We start from the raw sequence: 22,221 nt of genomic DNA on the forward strand, positions 1-22,221 counted from the left end.
TTGGGTCGAGAATCAGATGCGTCCCTGGGCGTTGGGGCGCAAGAACTGGCTGTTTGCAGGTTCGCTGCGCAGTGGTCAGCGAGCGGCAAACATCATGACGTTAATCCAGTCAGCAAAGCTGAATGGGCTGGATCCGTATGCCTATTTAAGTGATGTGCTGAAAAGGTTACCGACACATAAAGTGACCCAGATTGAAGAGTTACTGCCACACTGCTGGAAACCTAAATTGAATTAAAAATTGGTATGGGATTCAGCGGACGCTTACATAAAGATTGAGCGCAAATAAAAAGCCTAAATCTAAAGGATCTAGGCTTTGGATCACTAAATTAAAGTGCTATGACAACACCTGCCACATGCGGTTTTTGGTTTTTACTGTTTCGGATTAAAAAGTCTGTATTTTTAGCGTCCGTTGCAGTTAAAAACTCAACTTTAGAAGGCAAATACATAGGTAACTTAAACCAAACATCCGCTTCATAAGCCTCTGGCAAAGTCAAACTAGATAAAGCTTTGGCTTTACTCCACATGCCGTGCGCAATCGCTTGTTTAAAGCCAAATGCTTTTGCTGTAATTGCGTGAATATGAATTAAGTTAAAATCACCAGAGGTTAAAGCATAACGGCGACCTGTATTTTCAGAAATATCCCATTCAGCTTGAACGGCATAGTTTAGCGCTTTGCTTTCTGCAGGCTTTGCAGCAGCTTTAGTGGTGGTTTTTTGACGTGCTAAATACGTGGTCAAACCTTCCATCACCACCTCATTGCCTACTTTAACGGTGGTAATAAAATCAAACTGTACGCCTTTATCATGTGGTTGCAATTCACCAAATTTACACGACAAGGTCAGTTGTTCATTCAATCCAACTTTACGGCTTTGTTTGACTTGGTTGCGAATATGCACCAAGCCCAAAATTGCAAATGGAAATGCTTCTTGGGTCATCATGTGCATTTGCAGACTTTGTGACAATACAGCCAAATAAATTGCAGGAATATAGCCGTTATTTTTAAAACCTGTCACTGCATTATAGGCTTTTAAGTGCTTTTGATCGACCTTGAATGAATCCACCACATATTCAACTTGCGGCAGAACTTTTTCACCTTTTGGCTTTTTAAAAATTAAGCCCTGAATCACTTTTGGATAGGCTAAATAGGGTTTTGGAAGTTGACTAAAATGGCGAGTATTCATACTGAACCTTTGAGAATTTTTTCTAATTTATTGAAGGGAGTCCTCTCTCCCTCTGGGAGAGAGCTAGAGAGAGGGTTAATAATATACCCCTTAACCCCCTCTCCTAAATCCTCTCTCATAAGGAGAGGGCTTTAGTGTTAAGCCCCTAACAAGCTTTGACCACAAACACGCACCACGTTGCCGTTAATACCTGTCGATGCCGATGAAGCGAAGTAAGCAATGGTTTCCGCAACATCTACAGGTAAACCGCCTTGACTCATAGAGTTCATACGACGGCCAGCTTCACGAATAGCAAAAGGAATTGCCGCGGTCATTTGCGTTTCAATAAAGCCTGGTGCAACCGCATTAATGGTGATCCCGTTGTTTAAAACAGGCGCGGTGAATTTCACGACACCAATCACGCCAGCTTTAGATGTTGCATAGTTGGTTTGCCCCAAGTTGCCTGCAATACCTGAAATTGAAGATACGCAAACAATACGACCGTTGGCATTTAAACCATCATTTGCCAATAAGTAATCGTTGACACGCTCAATTGCAGACAAGTTGATGTTAATGACTAAATCCCAAAGCTCTGGTTTCATATTTGCCAAAGTTTTGTCACGGGTAATACCTGCGTTATGCACAATAATGTCTAAACCGCCTTGAGCAGCGGCAGCAGTTTTAATTTGCTCGCCTGCATCTGCAGCTGTAATGTCAATTGCTAAGGTTGAACCACCAATTTCAGCGGCAACACGGTCTAAATCTGCTTGTTGTTGCGGAACGTCTAGGCAAATCACATGTGCACCATCACGTGCCAATACATGAGCAATCGCTTCACCAATACCGCGGCTTGCACCTGTCACCACTGCAGTTTTTCCTGCCAATGGTTTTGCCCAATCTACATCTACAGTTGCAGCATTCGACACACGAATCACCTGACCTGACACATAAGCAGAACGTGGTGAAATGGCAAAACGTAACGTAGATTCTAAGTTTGCTGCAGCACCTTGATCGACATAAATTAAATTAGCCGCAATGCCTTTTTTAAACTCTTTGCCTACCGATTTTACAAAACCTTCCAAAGCGCGTTGTGCAATGGCTTTTTTCACACTGCCCGCAGTTTCTGGTGTAGTACCCACCACCACCACGCGACCTGAAGCCTGAATTTGGCGTGCGATTGGGTTAAAGAACTCATAAAGCGCTTTTAATTGTTCTGAGTTTTCAATACCTGAAGCATCAAACACCACCACTTTAAATTTAGATTGTTTATCTCCCGAATTGAATGCTCCTAAATTTAAACCTACTTTTGCCGCTGCTTGTTGCAATTCTGCATTGTTGCCTGCATAACTGTTGGCATGTACATTGGCTAAAACCTGTGCAATTGCAGCAGATAAATCACTTGCAGGCGCTGCACCTAAAAGTACTGCACCTTTTACCACAGGCGTTGCAGACTCAAAACGATCTAAAAAAGTTGGGGAAGGTAAACCCAAATTTTTAATGACAAATTTACCAATAGGAGATTTTGCAAATGTTTGGTATTGATCAGTCATGATTATTATCTCTCATAAATTCATTTTTTGATGGATTACACGATATCTTTTAACATCAATATGATGCCAAATGCCCACATTTCAATAGCGTTACCCGTTTGTGCTAAATCATACTTGAGTTAATTATCAGATGTCTTGACCTGAATGCATTCTGCAATGTCATTGTAGTCAATTCAGCTGTCATACTATTGTGCTAATGTACACATCAAGTAGACCTTTAACATGCTTGGAAAAGCCTTATGAGCAAAACAACTCAAGAAAATCCAGCAGTGGAAAATTCTGCAACGGATTCTGTGTCAAATACATCAACTGGTACTAAACGTACAAGCAAAAGAACTAACACTGCAACCCGTTCCAACACGAGTACGACAAAAACGACACGTACCCGCACGACTAGCCGTGCTAAAACAACTGCTTCAACGCAAACAAAAGCACCATCTAATACCAATACCTCTTTTCAACAGGATAAAATTATGAGCCAAAACACTGTTCGCCGCGTAGCTATTATCGGTGGTAACCGTATTCCATTCGCACGTTCTAATGGCGCTTACTTTACTGCATCTAATACAGATATGTTTACAGCAGCATTAAATGGTCTTGTTGAACGCTTCAACTTACAAGGTCAGCGTTTGGGTGAAGTAGTGGCAGGTGCAGTGCTCAAACACAGCCGTGACTTTAACATGACCCGTGAGTGCGTACTTAATACTGCGCTTGCGCCTGAAACACCTGCTTACGATTTACAACAAGCATGTGGTACTGGCTTACAAGCTGCTTTTTTAGTTGCCAATAAAATCACACTGGGTCAAATTGAAGTAGGTGTTGCTGGTGGTGTAGATACAACTTCTGACGCGCCAATCGCATTTGGTGATGGTTTGCGTAAAGCATTGCTTGAATTGAACATTGCAAAAACAGGTAAAGACCGCTTAAAAGCATTAACCAAAATCAATATTAAAGATTTAATGGATGCGCCACGTAATGGTGAGCCACGCACAGGTTTATCAATGGGCGACCACCAAGCTATTACTACGCTGGAATGGGGTATCTCTCGTGAAGCGCAGGATGAGTTAGCAGCTTCATCGCACCAAAAAATGGCGGCTGCCTATGACGAAGGTTTCTTTGATGATCTCATCACACCATTCTTAGGTTTAGAACGCGACAATAACTTACGTGCAGATTCAACTGTAGAAAAACTAGCGAAGTTAAAACCTGCTTTTGGTAAGGGCGATGCGCGCACTATGACGGCGGGTAACTCTACCCCACTGACCGATGGTGCATCTTGTGTATTACTTGCCTCTGAAGAATGGGCAAAAGCCAATGGTCACGAAGTTTTGGCATATTTGACTTTCCAAGAAACTGCAGCAGTTGATTTTGTAGGTAAAAAAGAAGGTTTGTTGATGGCACCTGCTTACGCTGTTCCACGTATGCTTGAACGTGCAGGTTTAACCTTACAAGACTTCGATTATTACGAAATTCACGAAGCGTTTGCATCTCAAGTATTGTCGACCTTAAAAGCATGGGAAGATCCGAACTTCTGTAAAGAGCGTTTAGGTTTAGATGCACCTTTAGGATCAATTGATCGTAGCAAATTAAACGTTAAAGGTTCATCTTTAGCGGCAGGTCACCCATTTGCAGCAACAGGCGGACGTATTGTTGCCACTGCGGCAAAACTTCTGAATCAAAAAGGTTCAGGTCGCGTATTGGTATCAATCTGTGCGGCAGGCGGTCAAGGTGTAACAGCCATTATTGAAAAATAATTCTACCTAACTATTTTAGATAGAAATAAAAGCCACTTAATTTATTTAAGTGGCTTTTTTATACCTCTTACTTTATAGCAATAAACATTTAATTCATTTCTATCGTTTTATTTACCTGAATGTTGTGTGGCATAGCCCAGTTTTGCTTCAACATGGTCATAACAATATTGAAAAATAAATGTATAGAGCAAAATGCTGAGCGTCATCAGCAAATCAATCAAAATTGCCTGCATTATTGATTTTTCTAAGGCATATGCCACCATTGGAATAGTAGCGAGCATTAAGCCACCTTCAAAACCAATTGCATGTAAAATACGTATTTTAAAAGTTCTGTGTAATTGGTGCTTTGCTTCAAACTTTTCAAAATAATGATTAAACAACATATTCCACAGCACCGATGTCACTGCCATTGCAATTCCTAGACCACCTGTCACTTGCATTGGCATTTCAAACATATAACTTAATACCAAAGCAATGATGACCAATAAAATCACTTCATAACTCAGAGCATGTACCCATCTTCTTTTGGAAATCAACATCTGCTTACTCAAATACTTATTCTTAACCGCTTATTCTATTTTCATTTAATTGACTGTTCGAGTTAGAATCTATCAATAATATTGAAATATAAAAGCAAATCTCTGTTATGAATATCAATCAAGATCAGCTGATTATTTTTATCACTGTGATGGAAACGGGTTCTTTTTCTGCAGCTGCACGTCAATTGGGTAAAGTACCTTCGGCAATTAGTATGTCAATTGCCAATTTAGAAATTGATGTAGACCTGAAACTGTTTGCACGGGTTGGGCGTGAACCTCTGCCTACCCCACAAGCGCAGAGTTTGTACGAAAAAAGTAAACAACTACTCGTAGAAATGAATCAATGGAAACAACATGCTTTTGCGCTCAGTTCTGGCCTAGAATCACACTTAAATATAGTGGTGGTATCTGAATTACTTCACACTCGCTGGACAGATTATATTGTGCTGCTAGAGCAGCAATTTCCTGAATTGCAGATTAATATTTTCTCTGCGCCACAAGAAGATGCTTTGCATTTAATCATGACTCAAGCAGCAGACTTAGCCTTTATGTTTGAACGCGAGCAATTACAAAGCAGTGAACAATTTGTGGAATTAAAACGTGAAGTTTTAGTGCCTGTCGCTGCCCGACATTCACCGCTGGCTGAATCTGATCAAGTCAGTTTTGAACAGATTTTACAGAATCGGCAAATTGTAGTGGCGAGCCGTGATCGGCAGATTAAACCTGAGTTATTATTTTCCAAGCACTATTGGCGTACCGATAATCATCATTCTGCCTGCAGTATGATTAAGCAAGGTTTAGGCTGGGGTGTCTTGCCCTTAGAAATGCTGAATGAGCATCCTGAGTTACAACACGAATTAAAAATTTTACAGTTACTAGATTTCACTCCTAAATTTGAATATTTTGTCGACTTGGTCTGGAGCCGAGAACATCAATTGGGCGCCGCTGCTCATTTTTTGATTAATCACGTGCGAAATCTGAGAAAAACTAATAAATAATCTGCAAACCCGCTTACTTGGTACTTGGGTTAAAAGCTGTTTGTGATATAACTGAATGTATAAGCAATAACCTAAGAACTAGATCTCGAATGTCACAGACAGCCTTAAATCAATTAAAAAACTTAACCACCATTGTTGCAGACAGTAGTGACTTGGCTGCGATTGAAAAGTTTCGTCCTTTGGATGCGACCACCAACCCATCACTCATTACCGCGGCTGCAAATCAACCTGAAAATAAAGCCTTGATTGAAGCTGCATTTGAGCAAGCTAAAGCTGAAGGTTATACAAATGATCTATTGGTTGAGCGCAGCATTGATATTTTAACGGTCAAATTTGGTGTAGAAATTTTAAAGCTCATCAAAGGACGCGTTTCAACTGAAGTCGATGCTTCTTTGTCTTATGACACTGATGCAACCATTGCCAAAGCCAAAGAACTTTTAGCGCTGTACCAAGCTTATGGTGTTCATTCAGACCGCATTTTGATTAAGATTGCATCGACATGGGAGGGCATTCAAGCGGCTAAAGTGTTGGAAGCTGAAGGCATTCACACCAATTTAACCTTGTTGTTTGGTTTGCATCAGGCACATGCTTGTGCAGATGCCAAAGTGACGTTGATTTCGCCATTTGTGGGTCGTATTTTAGATTGGTTCAAAAAAGCTGAAAATGTCATGTACTACCCAATTGAGAAAGATCCGGGTGTACTTTCGGTGAAGAAGATTTATCAATTCTATAAACAGTACCAAGTACAGACTGAAATTATGGGCGCAAGTTTCCGCAGTATTGATCAGGTTTTGGCTTTAGCTGGTTGTGATTTGCTGACCGTTGCACCAAATTTATTGGCAGAACTTGAAGCTGATGAACGAGAAGTTACTGCAGCGTTATCAACCAATGGCATTCTAGTTCAGGCTGAACCATTGGCAGTAATTGAAAAGGAACAATTCAAAGCGCAACTAGAAGCAGATTTGATGGCGTTCCAATTGTTGCAAGGTGGTATCGACGGCTTTATTAAAGCACGTGAGCAACTTGCTATCCTATTACGCCAGTCTTTCGGCTTAGATGCGCAGATAAAAGTCTAAACATTTGCCTAGCTTTGTAAAAGTCCAAAATTTTTACTAAGCCACAAAACCGATGTTGTTATACTGCTACATCGGTTTTTATTGGGGTGAGTTTGCGTGTTTGGTATTAGTGACCTCGGCACATTTATTATTGGTACAACCTTAATTGTGCTCTTGCCTGGTCCAAACTCACTCTATGTCATGTCAGTGGCTTCACGCTTTGGAATACGCACAGGTTATGCAGCTGCTTTCGGTGTATTTACGGGTGATCTAATTTTAATTGTATGCACCATTTTAGGGGCGGCCTCATTGCTGCATGCTTTTCCTTGGCTATTCACCTTATTAAAAGTGGTTGGTGCGCTCTACTTAGGCTATTTAGGTATTAAACTACTGATTGCAGCCTATAAAACATGGTTTCCACAAGCTAGAACTTCACACGGTAATACAATAGCAACAAGCAATACAACTGAACGAGTTCATCCATACCAAACCGCTTTAATGATTAGCGTTATTAACCCAAAAGCGATTTTGTTTTATTTGTCTTTTTTTCTTCAATTCGTCAATCCTGATTATGCCTACCCGATACTGAGCTTTGCTATTTTAGCAATAGTCCTACAAATCATTAGCATGGGTTATTTGTCTATCTTGATTTTTTCAGGAGTCAAATTAGCCAGTTATTTCAATCGGCGCTATAAAATTGCAGCCATTTGCGTTGCAAGTATTGGTATTTTGTTCTGCGTTTTTAGCTTTAGACTGGCAAGCTCAACGCTATAAAGAAGTATAAAAAACACTTTTGACTAATTGATCAAATGTGTATGATCTGCTCATCAATTATAGAAAGTATGTCTAAGTAAGCATGCAAAAAATTTTAAATGACTTCTCTGTACCTGCAGTATTTGCAGGCTTTATTACCTTCTTGGTCGGTATTAGTGTTTCTGCAGTTTTAGTGATTCAAGCTGCACAAATTTTAGGTGCAAGTGCTGAGCAAATCAGCTCTTGGTTTTGGGCATTAGGTTTCGGTATTGGTCTAAGCGGGCTGATTTTATCTTGGAAATTTAAATATCCTGTGGCGACCTCATGGTCTACCGCTGGCTTGGCACTGATTATCGCCACGGGCAGCGGTTATAGCTTACACGAAGCAATTGGCGCTTTTTTATTTTGTGGCGTACTCACAGCAGTGCTAGGCTTTTTAGGTATTTTTGAAAAGGTACTGACTTATATTCCACAAAGTTTAACCAGCGCCATGCTGGCAGGTGTGCTGCTTAAATTTGGAATTGCCCTATTTACCAGCCTGCAAGAAGAATGGGCGTTTATTTTGTCCTTATTGGCAGCCTATGTCTTGGCAAAACGATTTAGCCCACGTTATAGCATTGTTTTAACTGTATTGATTGGGGTCGCGCTATGCCCAGTCTTCTTGCAATTTCAAATGCCGAGTGTGCAATGGAGTATTGCGCAACCAGTTTGGATGCAACCTGAATTAAGTTGGTCTGCCATTTTGGGTTTAGCACTGCCTTTGTTTGTGATTAATATGGCATCGCAATATTTGCCTGGTCTTGCCATGATCAAAAGCTATGGCTTTAACCCGAATGTACGTCACTTAATTGGTTGGACAGGCACAGCACAAGCGATTTTCGCGCCATTTGGATGTTTTAGTGTCAATATTGCATCCATCAGTGCTGCTATTAGTTTAGATGATCAATCACATCCCAATGCAAGTAAACGCTATATTGCGGGAATTAGCTGCGGTTTGTTTTATATCTTGATGGGGATATTTGCAGCAACGCTGACCAGTTTACTGATGTCATTCCCTGCTGTTTTTATTACAGCTTTGGCTGGAATCGCGCTACTTGGTACGATTGGACACAACCTCTCCCTCGCCTTTCAGCACGTTGCAGAACGTGAAGCCGCTTTATTGAGCTTTTTATTTAGTGCTTCTGGGGTGCAATTTTTTGATATTGGCTCTGCGTTTTGGGGACTGATTTTTGGTTGTGTGGTTTTGGCTGTTTTAAAGTTTAAACAAAGTAAAAGCTAAAAAACTGAGCGATTAAAAACAATTTTCCCGAAGCATAGAATTGATTTATTCTACGCGCGATGCATTACTGGGCCGCTGTGTTTCTGATAAATTCCACTGTTTTAGCAAAAGTTTGCTGGCTTTCTTTTTGGTGCATAAAAAATTGATATTCATGAATTAACCATGCTTTAGTATCTGGATAAAATGCTGTCGTCACAGGAATCTTCTGTTGCTGCAAAGCATGCAGCATCGGCAAAGATTGAGTTCCTGTTAAAAAGTCTTTATTACCACCACTAATAAATACCGCAGGATAATTTGCTGTTAAATGGTGAATAGGTGAAATATTTTTCAGGAATTCACTGTCCTGTTTCCGATCTCCCGTATAAGCCTGCACCAAATTATAAACACCCCACTCTACGATATTCATTTCATCTGGCGCAGTTTCAACAAACGCTTTTAAATCATATATCCCGCAGTGTAAAATTAGCCCTTTGAGTTGTTTGTTCTGAATAGTCAGCTGTAAATTAGACTGCTGTGCAAATGCTGGATTACTCAATAATGCAGCATAATGGCTGGCTAAATTCGCACCTGCAGAATCACCTGCTAAATATAATTGTTGTGGATTAAGCTGATACTTTTTTGCATGTTGCGTGATGTAATTTAAAGCCTGATCAATTTGTTGCAACTGAGTAGGATAAGTTGCATGCGGGGCGAATTGATATTGCACTGCAATCACATTAAAACCCTGCTCAGCCAATAATTTAAAATAACCACGTGCATGGGCTTTTGAACCTGCAATCCAGCCACCACCATGAATCCAAACAATGGTCGGGCGAGCGGCTAAATCTTGCAATTGACTGTCTTGATACAAATCAAAACTCAAATTAGGCTGTGTGGCATACACGATATCATGCTGCACTTGTATGTTTTTGGGTGCATAGCGATCCATAATTTTTTGTTGTAAACCTGTGGTGAAATTAAATGCACTAGCAATGATTCGACTGTTCTGCTGCGTGGTTTGGCAAGCACTTAACAACATAAAACATAGCAACATCCAAAATAATTTCAAACCACATTTCCCTCAAGATTCATACACCTAATTCAACCCCACGAAATTTAAAATATGAGGTCTGTTTATTTTTGCAAATTTACCAGCTTATTTTATCGTATAGCTTTGCTGTTAAGTTATGCAATTTTATCATTTTCAGCTTATCTTTTCTTTCAGCAAATTTGGCGGGTAATTAAATGAATTATCAATATTTTTTCAGATTTTTAATTGAACCTATATAGACTATATGCTATCAATAAAGTGTAAGCGAATAATCATAATTTCTGGAGTTACCCGTATGTCGTACCAAAATATTTTAGTCCCTGTAGATGGTTCACAAATTTCTTTTTCAGCGGTCAAACATGCAGCTGAAATTGCCAAAGCATTTAACAGCAAACTCACCTTAATTAGCCTTGTTGCGGAAGACCCATTTACCGATTCAGACTTTTACTATAATTATTCATCTGCCATTATGAAAGAATACTTTGTACAAGCCACAGCAAACGCAAAAAAGGCATTAAAAGAGGCAGATGAAATTGCGAAAGCGTTGGGTGTAAATGCAGAAACTCGTGTGGTTGAGGGCTTAGTATCTGCGGAAGGTGTAATCAAAACCGCGAAAGATTTAAATGCCGATGTGATTGTGATAGGTTCACATGGTCGTAAAGGTTTCCAAAAATTATTATTGGGTAGCTTTGCCACAGACGTATTACGCCATACAGAATTACCTGTGCTTGTAGTTAAAGCTTAATCACAAATTTACGCCATATTTTCATCATAAATTTTAAATCAGGATTTGCCATGACAACTTATAAACACTTACTTGTTCCAGTAGATGAGTCGCCTATGTCTTATGCTGCAGCAGAACAAGCACTTTCATTGGCAAAAGATCTAAATTGCCCTGTCACTATTATGAGTGTAATTGCAGTTGATCCTTTTGTGGGCGTGGACTTCTACAAAGTTGCCCCTGCAATTACCGATTACTTCATGCAGGCTGAACAAAATGCACAAAATCGTTTGGCTGAAATTCAACAATCTTTTAGCCGTGAAGGTATTTCGGTAGATACCAAAATTATTCGTGGTGTTGCAGCTTCAGAAGGGATTGTACAAATTGCCAATGAAATTGGTGCAGACTTGATTATTATGGGTTCGCATGGCCGTACTGGAGTGAAAAAGATGATGCTCGGTAGCGTTGCCCAAAACGTACTGACTCAGTCTCCTGTTCCTGTTTTGATTGTTAAGGTCTAATTTAATACCAACTGTGCTTTGCCCCATTAAAACACAAATTAAAAAAATCCCGTTCACCAATGAACGGGATTTTTCTAGATAAAAACTTTTAAAACTTTTCTCAATTGCATATTTTACGCAATCCAGTTTAGCTAGGTTGAATATTCATTTCAGACTAAAACTGAATTGACCCGATGCGGTAAACGGTACATCTCATGCGTATCGGTATAAAAACTGCGACCATCTAAATTCAGTTCAATTTCCTGACCACATTCCAATAATACATGCTTTCCGACTTCGACCCATTTAAAACCATCACGGGTATTTTGCTTTTTCTTTGATGCCACCAAAGACACCATAATTTCACGACCATTCACTGCTTTCGCAAGCATTGTTTGCATTTTTTTCAATATTTACACCAATTCATTTATAACTTACAAATCAAGCCCAAATTAAAATTTGAGCATAATATTTTTAATACAACAACATCCACCACACTTCATTTGCAGTACACAGGAAATAAATGCAGCACAGCATGATGATGAATAACTACGAGAGAATAGAAATATTTTTATTGTACAAACTACATTATAACATAGATTTAAAATCTTTGCAGTAACAGCTAACAATTTCTAAAGAAATACTTAACAAAACTAAAGATTGTTAATCAAACCTTAATTATTTTCGTGAGATAACTTATCCCAAACACAATTGATAGTGTTTAATCGCACAAGCCCACTTCGGTGGGTTTCTTATTAGGCTAACTAAATAACGATAACAAACTTTATCTTTCTGACGTTTATCTTCTGATTTTTTATCTACAAATTTCAAAAATAAAAAAGAGTATGGATTTTTTTAACCCATACTCTTTGTGTGCGACTACGCTACTCCATTAGCGCATAGTCACAAATTCTTCTGCAGCAGTTGGATGAATTGCGACAGTATTGTCAAAATCTTGCTTGGTCGCGCCCATTTTGACCGCGACTGCAAAACCTTGCAAAATTTCATCCATGCCATAGCCAATACCATGCACACCCACGACTTTCTGTTCATCACCAACACAGACTAACTTCATTTGAGAAACTTGACGATGCTGAGTTATAGCTGTGTACATTGAGGTAAAAGAAGATTGATAAACTTTGATCTGATCTTGTCCAAACTGTTCAATGGCTTGCGCTTCGCTTAAACCCACCGTACCGATAGGCGGATGACTAAAGACCACCGTGGCAACATTTTGATAATCTAAATATTCATTAGGTTTGTGGTTGAATAAGCGTTCAGACAACTTACGTCCTGCTGCAACAGCAACTGGAGTCAGCTCAATTTTTCCAATAATATCGCCCACCGCATAAATACCCGCTTGGCTGGTATTTTGAAATTGATCTACAGCGATATATCCTTTTTCATCAGTCTGCACATTCGCAGCAGTCAAGTTCAATGCTTGTGTATTTGGTTTACGTCCCACCGCCCAAATCAAGCAATCAACCTCGTGCTGTGAGCCATCTTCAAGATGTAATAACAAAGACTGATCCGCTTGGCGTATGACTTTCTTTGGAATGGCTTGCGTATGCACTTGGATATGTTCATCACGCATACATTGAAGTAGTGTTTCACCTAAAAATTGATCTAAACTACGCAGCGGCAATTGCTTACGAATAAACAAACCGACTTCTGAACCCAAGGCATTTAAAACACCTGCCAACTCTACGGCAATATAACCAGAGCCAATAATTGCTGTGCGTTTTGGCAATTGTTGCAATTCAAAGAAACCGTTTGAATCAATTCCTAGCTCCGCCCCTTCTATATCTGGACGTGTTGGCTCAGTGCCTGTGGCAATTAAAATGTGGTCTGCAGTGTATTGCTGCTGATTTACTTCAACTGTTTTTTCATCTACAAAACGAGCAAAGCCTGGGATTACATCAACATTGTTTTTAACTAAACCTGATTGGTACGATGCGTGGATGCGCTGAATATAAGCTTGACGATTTTGAATTAGCGTATTCCAATCATGCGATTTTAATTCAGTATTAAAACCGTAATCTGGGGCATATTTTTGAATGGCATCAGCAATTTGGGCCGAATACCACATGACTTTTTTAGGCACACAGCCTACGTTTACACAAGTACCACCTAAATCTGCTGATTCAATTAAAGCGCATTTTTTTCCATATTGTGCCGCACGATTCACTGAAGCAATACCGCCACTACCCGCCCCAATAACTAAATAGTCATAATGTTTAGCCATTTTATGCCTCATATTGTGTCATTAATTTAAATACTGATCTGCATCAATTCATTGCATAAAAACAGTCCTTTTCATTCAAACTAACATACAAGTTTGTTTTTCCCAAGTCAGATGAGGTGAGTAAATGTACAACACGCATAAACCCCTTTTTCATGCAAATTGCGTCTCTTATAAAACTGATTACTCACTTAAATTACATGCATTTAAGGCTATAATATAGCTTTGCTTTTTGTATGATTGGGATAAGTGTGAAACCGCTGTTTTTGTTTTAATTTGTGCTTTTATGACTTCTGATTAATCCCACGAATGATAGATTTTACTCAATGATAAATTCAATGATACAATTCTAAAATAGTTGTTCTTCCGATAAATCAGCATCAAGAACAATCAGCTTCGGATGAATTTCCGACCTTTTGTCACTCTGCATGAAATGTTTCATTTTTTCTTTTAATTTAAACAACTACAAAATACGGGGGAATTATGCCTTCCAAAAAAACATCTTGGTTTGATAACGTCAATCCAAATGTATTTTTTAGTACCGTGATTATTATTGCAGTTTTTTTAGCTCTCGTTATATTTATTCCAGATGCGTTCAACTTACTTACCAAACAATTAAACCAATGGATTACTGCCTCTTTTAGCTGGTTCTATGTAATTGCGGTTGCCATTTTTCTAATTGCGCTCACCTGTATTGCCTTATCTAAAATGGGCCGTATTAAATTAGGCCCAGACCATAGTGAACCCGAATACAAAAATAGCTCATGGTTTGCTATGTTGTTTACTGCAGGTATGGGGATTGGGTTAATGTTTTTTGGTGTGGCTGAGCCTGTCATGCACTATGTCAGTCCTCCCACTGGTACTCCTGAAACAATTCAATCTGCACAGCAATCTATGCGCATCACCTTTTTCCACTGGGGTTTACATGCATGGGCTATTTACGCTTTAGTTGGTTTAAGTCTTGCTTATTTTTCTTTTAGACATCACTTGCCTTTAAAAGTACGCTCAGGTTTATATCCAATTATTGGTAAGCGAATTTATGGCCCAATTGGCGATGGGATTGATACTTTTGCAACCATAGGAACAATCTTTGGTATTGCAACCACTTTAGGCTTTGGTGTTACTCAAATTAGCTCAGGACTCAACTATTTATTTGGTCTAGAAAATAGCATTCAAACCCAAATTATTTTAATTGTTTTAGTCAGTGCACTTGCATCATTTTCAGTTTTTCTTGGACTGGATAAAGGCATTAAACGGCTATCAGAACTGAATATTATTTTGGCGGTAATCCTACTCACATTTGTATTTTTCGCTAGTTCTAGCATCTATGTTTTGCAAACCACCATCCAAAATATTGGCCAATATGTTTCTAATTTATTTGCAATGACCTTCAATCTTTATGCTTATCAACCAACAGGTTGGATTGGCGGTTGGACCATCATGTATTGGGCGTGGTGGATTTCTTGGTCGCCTTTTGTAGGAATGTTTATTGCCCGTGTTTCTCGCGGACGTACCATCCGTGAGTTTATTGTTGGCGTATTGCTTATTCCAACTGGGTTCACATTGGTTTGGATGGGGTTTATGGGAAATGCTGCGCTATTCAGCATTCTATTCGAAAACCAAGACAGTTTGGTGGCTGCGGTAGAAAAAGACTCCTCTGTGGCTTTATTCGAGTTTTTAAAGCACTTGCCACTTTCAGGTATTTCAAGCCTACTTGCTACAATTTTAGTTTTTCTATTCTTTGTGACTTCTGCTGATTCTGGGTCTTTAATCACTGATTATTTAACAGCAAAAACAGAATATTCACCTGCATGGCAACGTCTATTTTGGACTGCAACCATTGCTGTACTTTCTATTATTTTATTGATCGCTGGCGGTTTGGAAGCATTACAATCTGCGGTCATTATGAGTGCCCTACCATTCACGTTTATTATGCTGTTGTTGTGCTTTGGGCTTATTAAAGCTTTATGTTTAGATGTGACCAAAGTTCAAGCATTACAAAGTGCTCGAATTACGCCTCGCGCCATACATAATCCAAGAAGCTGGCAACAGCGTTTAAGTTTAATTATGCATTATCCGCATAGCGAGTCTGAGGTTAAAGCATATATTAAACACAATGTGCGCCAAGCATTTCAAAATTTACAACGGGAATTTCAGCGCCGTCAGCTAGATGTATCTATTATAGAGGTCGATCATGGCTTATTACTCAAGGTCAATCATCACGATGAAATTAATTTTATTTATCAGGTGGTTGCCAATACCACTCGTGCACCAAGTTTCATGCTGCAGGATCAACATGAAGAAAATCAACAATTCTATATTGCTGAAGTGTTCTTACGTGAAGGTGGTAAAAACTACAATGTGATGGAGTGGACGCAAGAAGACTTACTTCAAGATATTCTGGAACAATATGAACGACATTTATATTTCTTAAACGTAGTGCGCAACTAAACAGTGATTCTTTTTCATTGTTTGAGCATTCAAAATAAGAAAAGCCCGCTCTTGCAGCAATGCTGTTCACTTAAGCATTTGAAGCGTGGCGGAGTTTGTTAGAGGATTCGATGTCAGGTTTGGCATCGGATTTTTTATGGTGTTTCAGCAGGATCTTCTCGACCTCAACGGTCTGTTTAACTTCTCGGATCTGAATACATTTACTCACAACATCCCCCCCTTGAGTGGGTTGAATCTGCACTTCAATTGAGCAGTTCGGCTACTATCCGCAGGCGACGCTTGCCCGCAGATCAGATCCTCTGACTGGTTCTCGGAATGGCGATTTTTCGTGATGAGCCTGTCCATGAAGTGGCAAGAAGACTAAATATTTGGCTAGACTCTATCAAGAACGCTGGGAAATCGAATTAGGTTTTCGGGATATTAAAAGCTCGATGCAGCATAATGCCATCACGCTTCACAGCATGACAGTAGAGCTGGATTATCAAGAGTTGTGGGGGTCTGTTACTGACCTACAATATTATCCGGCGAGAAGCGGCATTTGCAGCGGTGGCCTTTGGACGTTCAGCTTCGAATATCCGTTTCAAGCCTGTATGCCAGTACATAGCCGTTCAGCTGATTGTGATGGCGAATGCCAACCCATTATCAAGAACTGGCAGGCGGCTATCGGAGCTGAGATCAGAGATAAGTAGCCTGTTTCTGGAAAGGTGTTCGAGGCCTACAACACCCCAAACGGTTAAGATGTCAAAAACCCGTTATCCAGTAGATCGAAATGCTGCTCCTCTTAAGTGAACAGCATTGCGCTCTTGCAGGCTTTTCTTATACAACTTAAATGAATTGTGCTTTTATAGACTGATGCTTTTACATCAATCCAAGCTAAACAAATACAATATCAATTAAACATCCAACATCGAATTTAAGGTCTCAACCACATTCTTGGATTTTACCACTGACTGCAACCCAACCAATGCAGCTCGTACTTGACTACGCTGTGGCTCTGCCAAAGTGTACCAACGTGACAACACTTGTAATAAACGTGCACCGACAATTGGGTTTTTCTCGTCTAAATACTTGGCTAAGTCAATAAAATGCTGAACACCGAAACTCCATGTATTCACAGGGTTGCTATTTAAACCACCACTGACTGAACGAATACGGTTAGGTGTACCCAAATCATAATCAGGATGCGCAGTTAAAGCTTGAATGCTTTCAGCTGTCGCTTTTGGATGTGAAGCTTGCACCATAAACCATTGATCAAGTGCTAAAGCTTCATCTTTAAAACGTGTATAAAAATCTTCCAAAGCAGCTTTGGCTTGCGGTGCATCATTCCATACCAAGACACGCAATGCCCCTAAACGCTCAGACATATTTCGAGTTGTTTGATATTGCTGCTGTGCCAGCTCAAACGCTTCGGCATCGCCCTGACGCGCAATTAATGCCAACATGATATTTTTTAACGCACGAACACCCATCGCCTGAGAGAAATCTTGCTGCATGTCTGGGTCAAGACTTAAAAAGGTTTCTTTACAGAATGCACCAAGTTCCCGCGCTAATGTATCTAACAATGCATTGCGTTGTTGCTGAATTTTTTCAGGTTGATAATTTTGATCTATGCGGCTGCCCAAATAGCTTTCAGAAGGTACATCAAAAATACGCGATGCCAACAAAGGATCTTTTTCAATTAAAGCAGGTACTGTATTTTTCATAGCTTGCAAATAAGTATCTGCCGCATGTTCTTCCAATAAAATACGTTCCAATAGCGTCTGAGTCGCCTGCCACTGGTTAAAGCCATTGGTTTCATGCTGCATCAAAAATGCCAATTCATCATTAGAATAGTTAAATTCTAAATTCACAGGTGCAGAAAAATTACGTAATAAAGAAACAACGGGATGCGCTGTTACACCACTAAATTCAATACTTGCTTGCGCCTGATCAAACAAATACACGCCATCTTTCACTGAATTTTCAACCAAAGCTTCAGACTGCAAGATATATTGCTCGCCTGTTTCAGCATTGAACAATGCCAGTGCAACAGGAATAGGCAATGCTTTTAAGTTTGGATATTTGGCATTACTTTTCAGGCTTTGTTTTAAATTTAAGCGATAAACCTGTGTAGTCGCATCGTATTCGCCCTGCACTTCAAGTTTTGGTGTACCAGGTTGATTGTACCAAGTCAGGAAATTAGATAAATCGACACCTGAACCTGCGCTTAAAGCATTGACCCAATCTTCTACCGTAACTGCTTGTCCATCATGACGACGGAAATATTCATCACTGCCTTTACGGAATTTTTCTTTACCAAGTAAAGTCGACATCATGCGGTTAATTTCCGCACCTTTTTCATAGACTGTTGCGGTATAAAAGTTATTAATTTCTACAAAATGATCTGGACGTGGTGGGTGCGATAACGGACCAGAATCTTCAGGGAATTGATGTGCTTTGAGCACCGCCACATCATCAATACGCTGTACAGCAGCAGACTGTAAATCTTCAGAGAAAGATTGGTCACGGAATACCGTTAAACCTTCTTTTAAACATAACTGGAACCAATCGCGGCAAGTTATACGATTACCTGTCCAGTTATGAAAATATTCATGCGCAATCACGGACTGTACACGCATAATCGCAGCATCGGTGGTGTATTCTTCATCAGCCAATACACATGACGTATTGAAAATATTCAGACCTTTATTTTCCATTGCGCCCATATTGAAGGCACTGGTCGCCACAATCATATAATTATCTAAGTCATACGGCAGACCATAATGTTCTTCATCCCAACGCATAGAATGTTTTAACGCTTGCATGGCAATTTTGCATTTTGGAATGTCTTTTTCTTCTGCATAAATTTCCAGTGCAACATTACGTCCTTCAGATGTCACATAGTGGTCTTTCATGACTGCTAAATCGCCAATCACACAGGCAAATAAATAGCTTGGCTTTTTGGTCGGGTCTTTCCAAATCGCATAATGACGACCTTCACCTGCTTCACCTGTTTCTAACAAATTACCGTTCGCCAACAACACAGGATATTTTTTATCAGCTTCGACACGTGTGGTAAATACAGATAATACGTCAGGGCGGTCAGGATAGAAGGTAATTTTACGGAAACCTTCAGGCTCATTTTGAGTAACAAATAAATCAGAACTTGCCTGATATAAGCCTTCGAGTTGCGTATTACTTTCAGGATGAATGATCACGATGGTTTCTAAAGTGACTTGATCGGGTGCATTTGCAATGCGGAGCTGTTCACTATCTAATTGATAGTCAATTTCCGATAATTCGTTACCATTCAAAATAATGGATTTTACTTCTAAATCACGCCCAAATAATATCAAATCGCCTGCTGTCTGACGTTGCATTTTCAATGTTGCACCCACTTGGGTGTAATCCGCATAGACTTGAATATCTAGCTCTACAGCATCTACCAAGAATGAAGGCTTTTTATAGTCTTTTAAATAGATAGTTTGGTTGGCTTCAACCATAGGATTTGCTGCAATATTCATCTTGTCCTCATTCTTTGTGGCGATGCGCTTGTTTTTGTGAAGCTACGATCATCATACGACAACTTTCAGCATCTGTCTGCGCACAATCTATTTCAGTCTTGTTCAACAACGCTGATTTATATGGGCGCTCAACCCAAGCTTTTCAATCCTATCTGGACTAATCCTGTACAAGTAACATAAAAGCAGACGATATAAATCAATACCTATATTTCTATTGCCTGTAAATTTATTATTTTGAAATGCAATTTCTCTTCAAATACGACCAACACATGCTAATTTTGATAATGATCAAAAGCACAGAAGCTTCCACTTTTCAGTACACAAGCCATGTATAATGCCATATCACCATTTACTTGAGCTTCTATTTCACAATGCTACAAATTCTGCAAAAACAATTAGATGAAAGCACATTATGCCCTTTGTGTCAGGCATCTATGTATTGGGTAGAAGCAGAACAATATGAGCAGGAATTAAATTTTCACCAATGTAGCCATTGTGAACATCGCATCTTTCAAAATAGCCAACAACAAAACTGTCATTGCGCAAGCTGCACCCAACAACGCAAAAAAATCATGGCGGAAACCCGCTTGCAAGAACAACAAAAATTAAAAAAACAGGATGCACCTGAACGTGAATTAAATCAGCTGCGTTTTATAGATAAATTATTTTTATTGAGTATCTTAGATCAGCATGCACAGGAACATATTCCACATGAAGAATTTATAGATTGGGAAAAAATCAAGTATTTGAATATTACCCCCAACTATTTTTTTCAGCACGGTATGATCAAACATTTGCTAAAAGAGCACATATTAATTGCCAAAGATTTTGCCGAAAATGCCCAGCAATATTACATCAATGTCCGTTTAGATGGTTATTCTGAACCGAGTTTATTCAGCATAACACAACAATTACGCTATTGGTTTTATGAAAATCTAAGCATGGGTACACCGTTCAAAACGGCAGATGAAGTCAAAGATGCGCTGTATTTATTGCTATATCAAGAAATTGTGCAGTTTATGCAATTTTATTGTCGGACTTGGGGCATACAAATTGCGGGCAACCATAGTTTTCAGAACTTTTGCTACCAACTTTTAGATGTCTTAGCGGTTGGGCAAATTTATTACTTAGTGCAAACAGCTTTGGAATATTTATACCAACAAAAAGCACTCAAACCACGCAATGAAAACTTTATTAATACCAATTTACTGAAAAAGACTGTGCAGCAATACCGAGAACGGTCAGTGGCTGAAAAATGGGAAACCACTACCCTTCCACGCCCGCCGAATTTGCCTTTCAGCTATATGAGCGAAATTTTATTCTTCCACTTTTTGGGTTATGACGAACGGATTTTCTTTCAACCTGTGTGGCGTTCTTGGCGAAAAATTGAAGCACGACTTAAATTTTATTCACTCAAACGCTGTATGCACTGCGGTTCGGATGAACTAACTGTCGATTATGATGCAGAAAATTATGTGTCCTTATTTTGTCGCAACTGTAAACATCAAGATCATTATTTCACCCAATAATTTTTAATGGAAACGATAATTACTCTGTATCACTCCCCAAACCCATCATCTAATACTACATAGATTTAACATGACAGACACAGAAATATGTAACTCACAATTTTTCGATGTGGGAAGCACCTAATCCACTTTACGGTTCAGTGCCAAATTAAGTGCCGTTTCAGATAAAGTTTTACCGTCTAATTTACAAATACACATAATGCCCCAACCATCAAAATAATCAGGTGCGTGTTGCAAAAAGAAGTTGCAATGTACATCCTGTGGAATTCTTAAGTGCGTCAATTGTTCAAAACTTCTTGCTGGAGAATGAGTTTCATGCACATATACGCCTTCACTGCGCTTTTGAATTTCAGGATAACGTGCTGCCATAAGTTGTAAAACTTCGTGATATTCCTTAGGCATGATTTTCCCGACCCTTGGGTAAAAATTTTTAGAACGCGAAGCAAACAAAGAGTAAATCTTCGGTTGATTAATGCTAATCACAAACCACACTAGAATAAATGGATTTTTTAAGCGTTGATTCAATATGGCTTTGACTGTACTCAGAATCGTTAAATTTTGTTTTTGATATTCAGACAAAAAACTCGCACGTAAATTCACGACATACATAGTCTGTTCATTATAATGAATCAGAATAAGAAGAATAATATTTTGCCCAACTAACTGCTCTCGGTCATGAAATTGAATAACCGTGACTGTGATTGCATCAGGGTCATAAACAAAGGCTTTTAATTCTTCTAAACTCGAATTTGGAAAGACTTTTTGATCGAATTGATAAATTTTTTCAAAAAAGTACGATTGCTGCTGCACTGAAAGCGCTTTAAAATCAAAAACTGTTTCTATTAAATTCATAAAACAACCCAGTTTTATATTTTGGCATCTGAAATCTTAAAAGCTGCGTACAGATGAGAAGTTAACTAAAAATTTCAAAAAACATACAATTTCTTATTTTATTATAGTAAGTTACTAAAAAAATAAACAATTTTTTAAAAAATTAAAAATAAATGTTTAATTTAATTGATTTTTTACCAAAAATTATATTTATTCTTTAATTATATATCAAAATTTATATATTTTGTGAGGTACATCTCATTATTTTAAGATGAGTGGTAATTTTACAAAAAAAATAAGGGCTGAATTATCAGCCCTTACCTTGC

Annotated in this window: 18 protein-coding genes and 1 pseudogene; 11 read left to right on the forward strand and 8 right to left on the reverse strand. The window is 39.0% G+C overall.

Annotated features, from left to right (window positions below; all coding sequences use genetic code 11):
* Nucleotides 1-235, forward strand: a 235-nt coding sequence (locus B2W49_RS07385; protein ID WP_291337847.1) for a transposase domain-containing protein, incomplete at its 5' end; no start/stop codon positions are given.
* 91 nt (nucleotides 236-326) lie between these two features.
* On the opposite strand, the gene B2W49_RS07390 is transcribed toward B2W49_RS07385, so the two are convergent.
* Nucleotides 327-1,181 carry a MaoC family dehydratase gene (locus B2W49_RS07390; RefSeq protein ID WP_291337849.1) on the reverse strand — a complete coding sequence of 285 codons (855 nt, stop codon included), beginning with the start codon at nucleotides 1,179-1,181 and terminating at the stop codon, nucleotides 327-329.
* Between the two features lie 137 nt (nucleotides 1,182-1,318).
* Complete coding sequence (locus B2W49_RS07395; RefSeq protein WP_291337850.1) at nucleotides 1,319-2,710, reverse strand: 3-oxoacyl-ACP reductase; 1,392 nt, start codon at nucleotides 2,708-2,710, stop codon at nucleotides 1,319-1,321.
* Nucleotides 2,711-2,949: 239 nt separating this feature from the next.
* On the opposite strand from B2W49_RS07395, the gene B2W49_RS07400 reads away from it, so the two are divergent.
* Nucleotides 2,950-4,464 carry an acetyl-CoA C-acetyltransferase gene (locus B2W49_RS07400; RefSeq protein WP_291337853.1) on the forward strand — a complete coding sequence of 505 codons (1,515 nt, stop codon included), beginning with the start codon at nucleotides 2,950-2,952 and terminating at the stop codon, nucleotides 4,462-4,464.
* A gap of 107 nt (nucleotides 4,465-4,571) precedes the next feature.
* On the opposite strand, the gene aceI is transcribed toward B2W49_RS07400, so the two are convergent.
* Nucleotides 4,572-5,003, reverse strand: coding sequence for a chlorhexidine efflux PACE transporter AceI (aceI, locus tag B2W49_RS07405; protein ID WP_291337855.1), 432 nt, complete (start codon nucleotides 5,001-5,003; stop codon nucleotides 4,572-4,574).
* A gap of 107 nt (nucleotides 5,004-5,110) precedes the next feature.
* On the opposite strand from aceI, the gene B2W49_RS07410 reads away from it, so the two are divergent.
* The 4 genes from B2W49_RS07410 to B2W49_RS07425 all read left to right on the forward strand — a co-directional run bounded on the left by B2W49_RS07410 (nucleotide 5,111) and on the right by B2W49_RS07425 (nucleotide 9,088).
* Complete coding sequence (locus tag B2W49_RS07410) at nucleotides 5,111-6,001, forward strand: LysR family transcriptional regulator (protein WP_291337857.1); 891 nt, start codon at nucleotides 5,111-5,113, stop codon at nucleotides 5,999-6,001.
* Nucleotides 6,002-6,090: 89 nt separating this feature from the next.
* Complete coding sequence (tal, locus tag B2W49_RS07415; RefSeq protein ID WP_291337859.1) at nucleotides 6,091-7,077, forward strand: transaldolase; 987 nt, start codon at nucleotides 6,091-6,093, stop codon at nucleotides 7,075-7,077.
* 96 nt (nucleotides 7,078-7,173) lie between these two features.
* Nucleotides 7,174-7,830 carry a leucine efflux protein LeuE gene (gene leuE / locus B2W49_RS07420; RefSeq protein WP_291337861.1) on the forward strand — a complete coding sequence of 219 codons (657 nt, stop codon included), beginning with the start codon at nucleotides 7,174-7,176 and terminating at the stop codon, nucleotides 7,828-7,830.
* 82 nt (nucleotides 7,831-7,912) lie between these two features.
* On the forward strand, nucleotides 7,913-9,088 hold the full coding sequence (locus B2W49_RS07425; RefSeq protein ID WP_291337863.1) for a benzoate/H(+) symporter BenE family transporter: 1,176 nt from the start codon (nucleotides 7,913-7,915) through the stop codon (nucleotides 9,086-9,088).
* Between the two features lie 64 nt (nucleotides 9,089-9,152).
* Here the strand turns inward: B2W49_RS07425 and B2W49_RS07430 are convergent, their stop codons facing one another.
* Nucleotides 9,153-10,106, reverse strand: a complete 954-nt coding sequence (locus tag B2W49_RS07430; RefSeq protein WP_291338673.1) for an alpha/beta hydrolase — start codon at nucleotides 10,104-10,106, stop codon at nucleotides 9,153-9,155.
* A gap of 307 nt (nucleotides 10,107-10,413) precedes the next feature.
* On the opposite strand from B2W49_RS07430, the gene B2W49_RS07435 reads away from it, so the two are divergent.
* Nucleotides 10,414-10,863, forward strand: a complete 450-nt coding sequence (locus tag B2W49_RS07435; RefSeq protein ID WP_291337865.1) for a universal stress protein — start codon at nucleotides 10,414-10,416, stop codon at nucleotides 10,861-10,863.
* 50 nt (nucleotides 10,864-10,913) lie between these two features.
* Complete coding sequence (locus B2W49_RS07440; protein ID WP_004973247.1) at nucleotides 10,914-11,360, forward strand: universal stress protein; 447 nt, start codon at nucleotides 10,914-10,916, stop codon at nucleotides 11,358-11,360.
* Nucleotides 11,361-11,509: 149 nt separating this feature from the next.
* Here B2W49_RS07440 and B2W49_RS07445 read toward each other — a convergent pair whose 3' ends face one another.
* Both B2W49_RS07445 and gorA read right to left on the reverse strand, forming a co-directional pair.
* Nucleotides 11,510-11,740, reverse strand: coding sequence for a hypothetical protein (locus B2W49_RS07445; protein WP_291337868.1), 231 nt, complete (start codon nucleotides 11,738-11,740; stop codon nucleotides 11,510-11,512).
* Nucleotides 11,741-12,231: 491 nt separating this feature from the next.
* Entirely contained in the window at nucleotides 12,232-13,584 is a 1,353-nt protein-coding gene (gene gorA / locus B2W49_RS07450) for a glutathione-disulfide reductase (RefSeq protein WP_291337869.1), read from the reverse strand.
* Nucleotides 13,585-14,064: 480 nt separating this feature from the next.
* Here gorA and B2W49_RS07455 point away from each other — a divergent pair, with 480 nt between their 5' ends.
* Both B2W49_RS07455 and B2W49_RS07460 read left to right on the forward strand, forming a co-directional pair.
* Nucleotides 14,065-16,032 (forward strand): BCCT family transporter, encoded by a 1,968-nt coding sequence (locus B2W49_RS07455; RefSeq protein ID WP_291337871.1) that lies wholly within the window; start codon nucleotides 14,065-14,067, stop codon nucleotides 16,030-16,032.
* A gap of 368 nt (nucleotides 16,033-16,400) precedes the next feature.
* Nucleotides 16,401-16,821: pseudogene (locus B2W49_RS07460) on the forward strand (transposase); the annotation flags it as partial.
* Nucleotides 16,822-16,925: 104 nt separating this feature from the next.
* Here B2W49_RS07460 and pepN read toward each other — a convergent pair.
* On the reverse strand, nucleotides 16,926-19,535 hold the full coding sequence (gene pepN / locus B2W49_RS07465; protein WP_291337873.1) for an aminopeptidase N: 2,610 nt from the start codon (nucleotides 19,533-19,535) through the stop codon (nucleotides 16,926-16,928).
* Between the two features lie 371 nt (nucleotides 19,536-19,906).
* On the opposite strand from pepN, the gene B2W49_RS07470 reads away from it, so the two are divergent.
* On the forward strand, nucleotides 19,907-21,064 hold the full coding sequence (locus tag B2W49_RS07470; protein ID WP_291337875.1) for a hypothetical protein: 1,158 nt from the start codon (nucleotides 19,907-19,909) through the stop codon (nucleotides 21,062-21,064).
* 120 nt (nucleotides 21,065-21,184) lie between these two features.
* Here B2W49_RS07470 and B2W49_RS07475 read toward each other — a convergent pair whose 3' ends face one another.
* The gene (locus B2W49_RS07475; RefSeq protein ID WP_291337876.1) at nucleotides 21,185-21,916 is read right to left on the reverse strand and encodes a hypothetical protein; all 732 of its coding nucleotides are present in this window, start codon (nucleotides 21,914-21,916) and stop codon (nucleotides 21,185-21,187) included.
* Between the last annotated feature and the right edge of the window lie 305 nt (nucleotides 21,917-22,221).

The sequence above is a fragment of the Acinetobacter sp. UBA801 genome, assembly GCA_002296655.1.
Taxonomy (GTDB): domain Bacteria; phylum Pseudomonadota; class Gammaproteobacteria; order Pseudomonadales; family Moraxellaceae; genus Acinetobacter.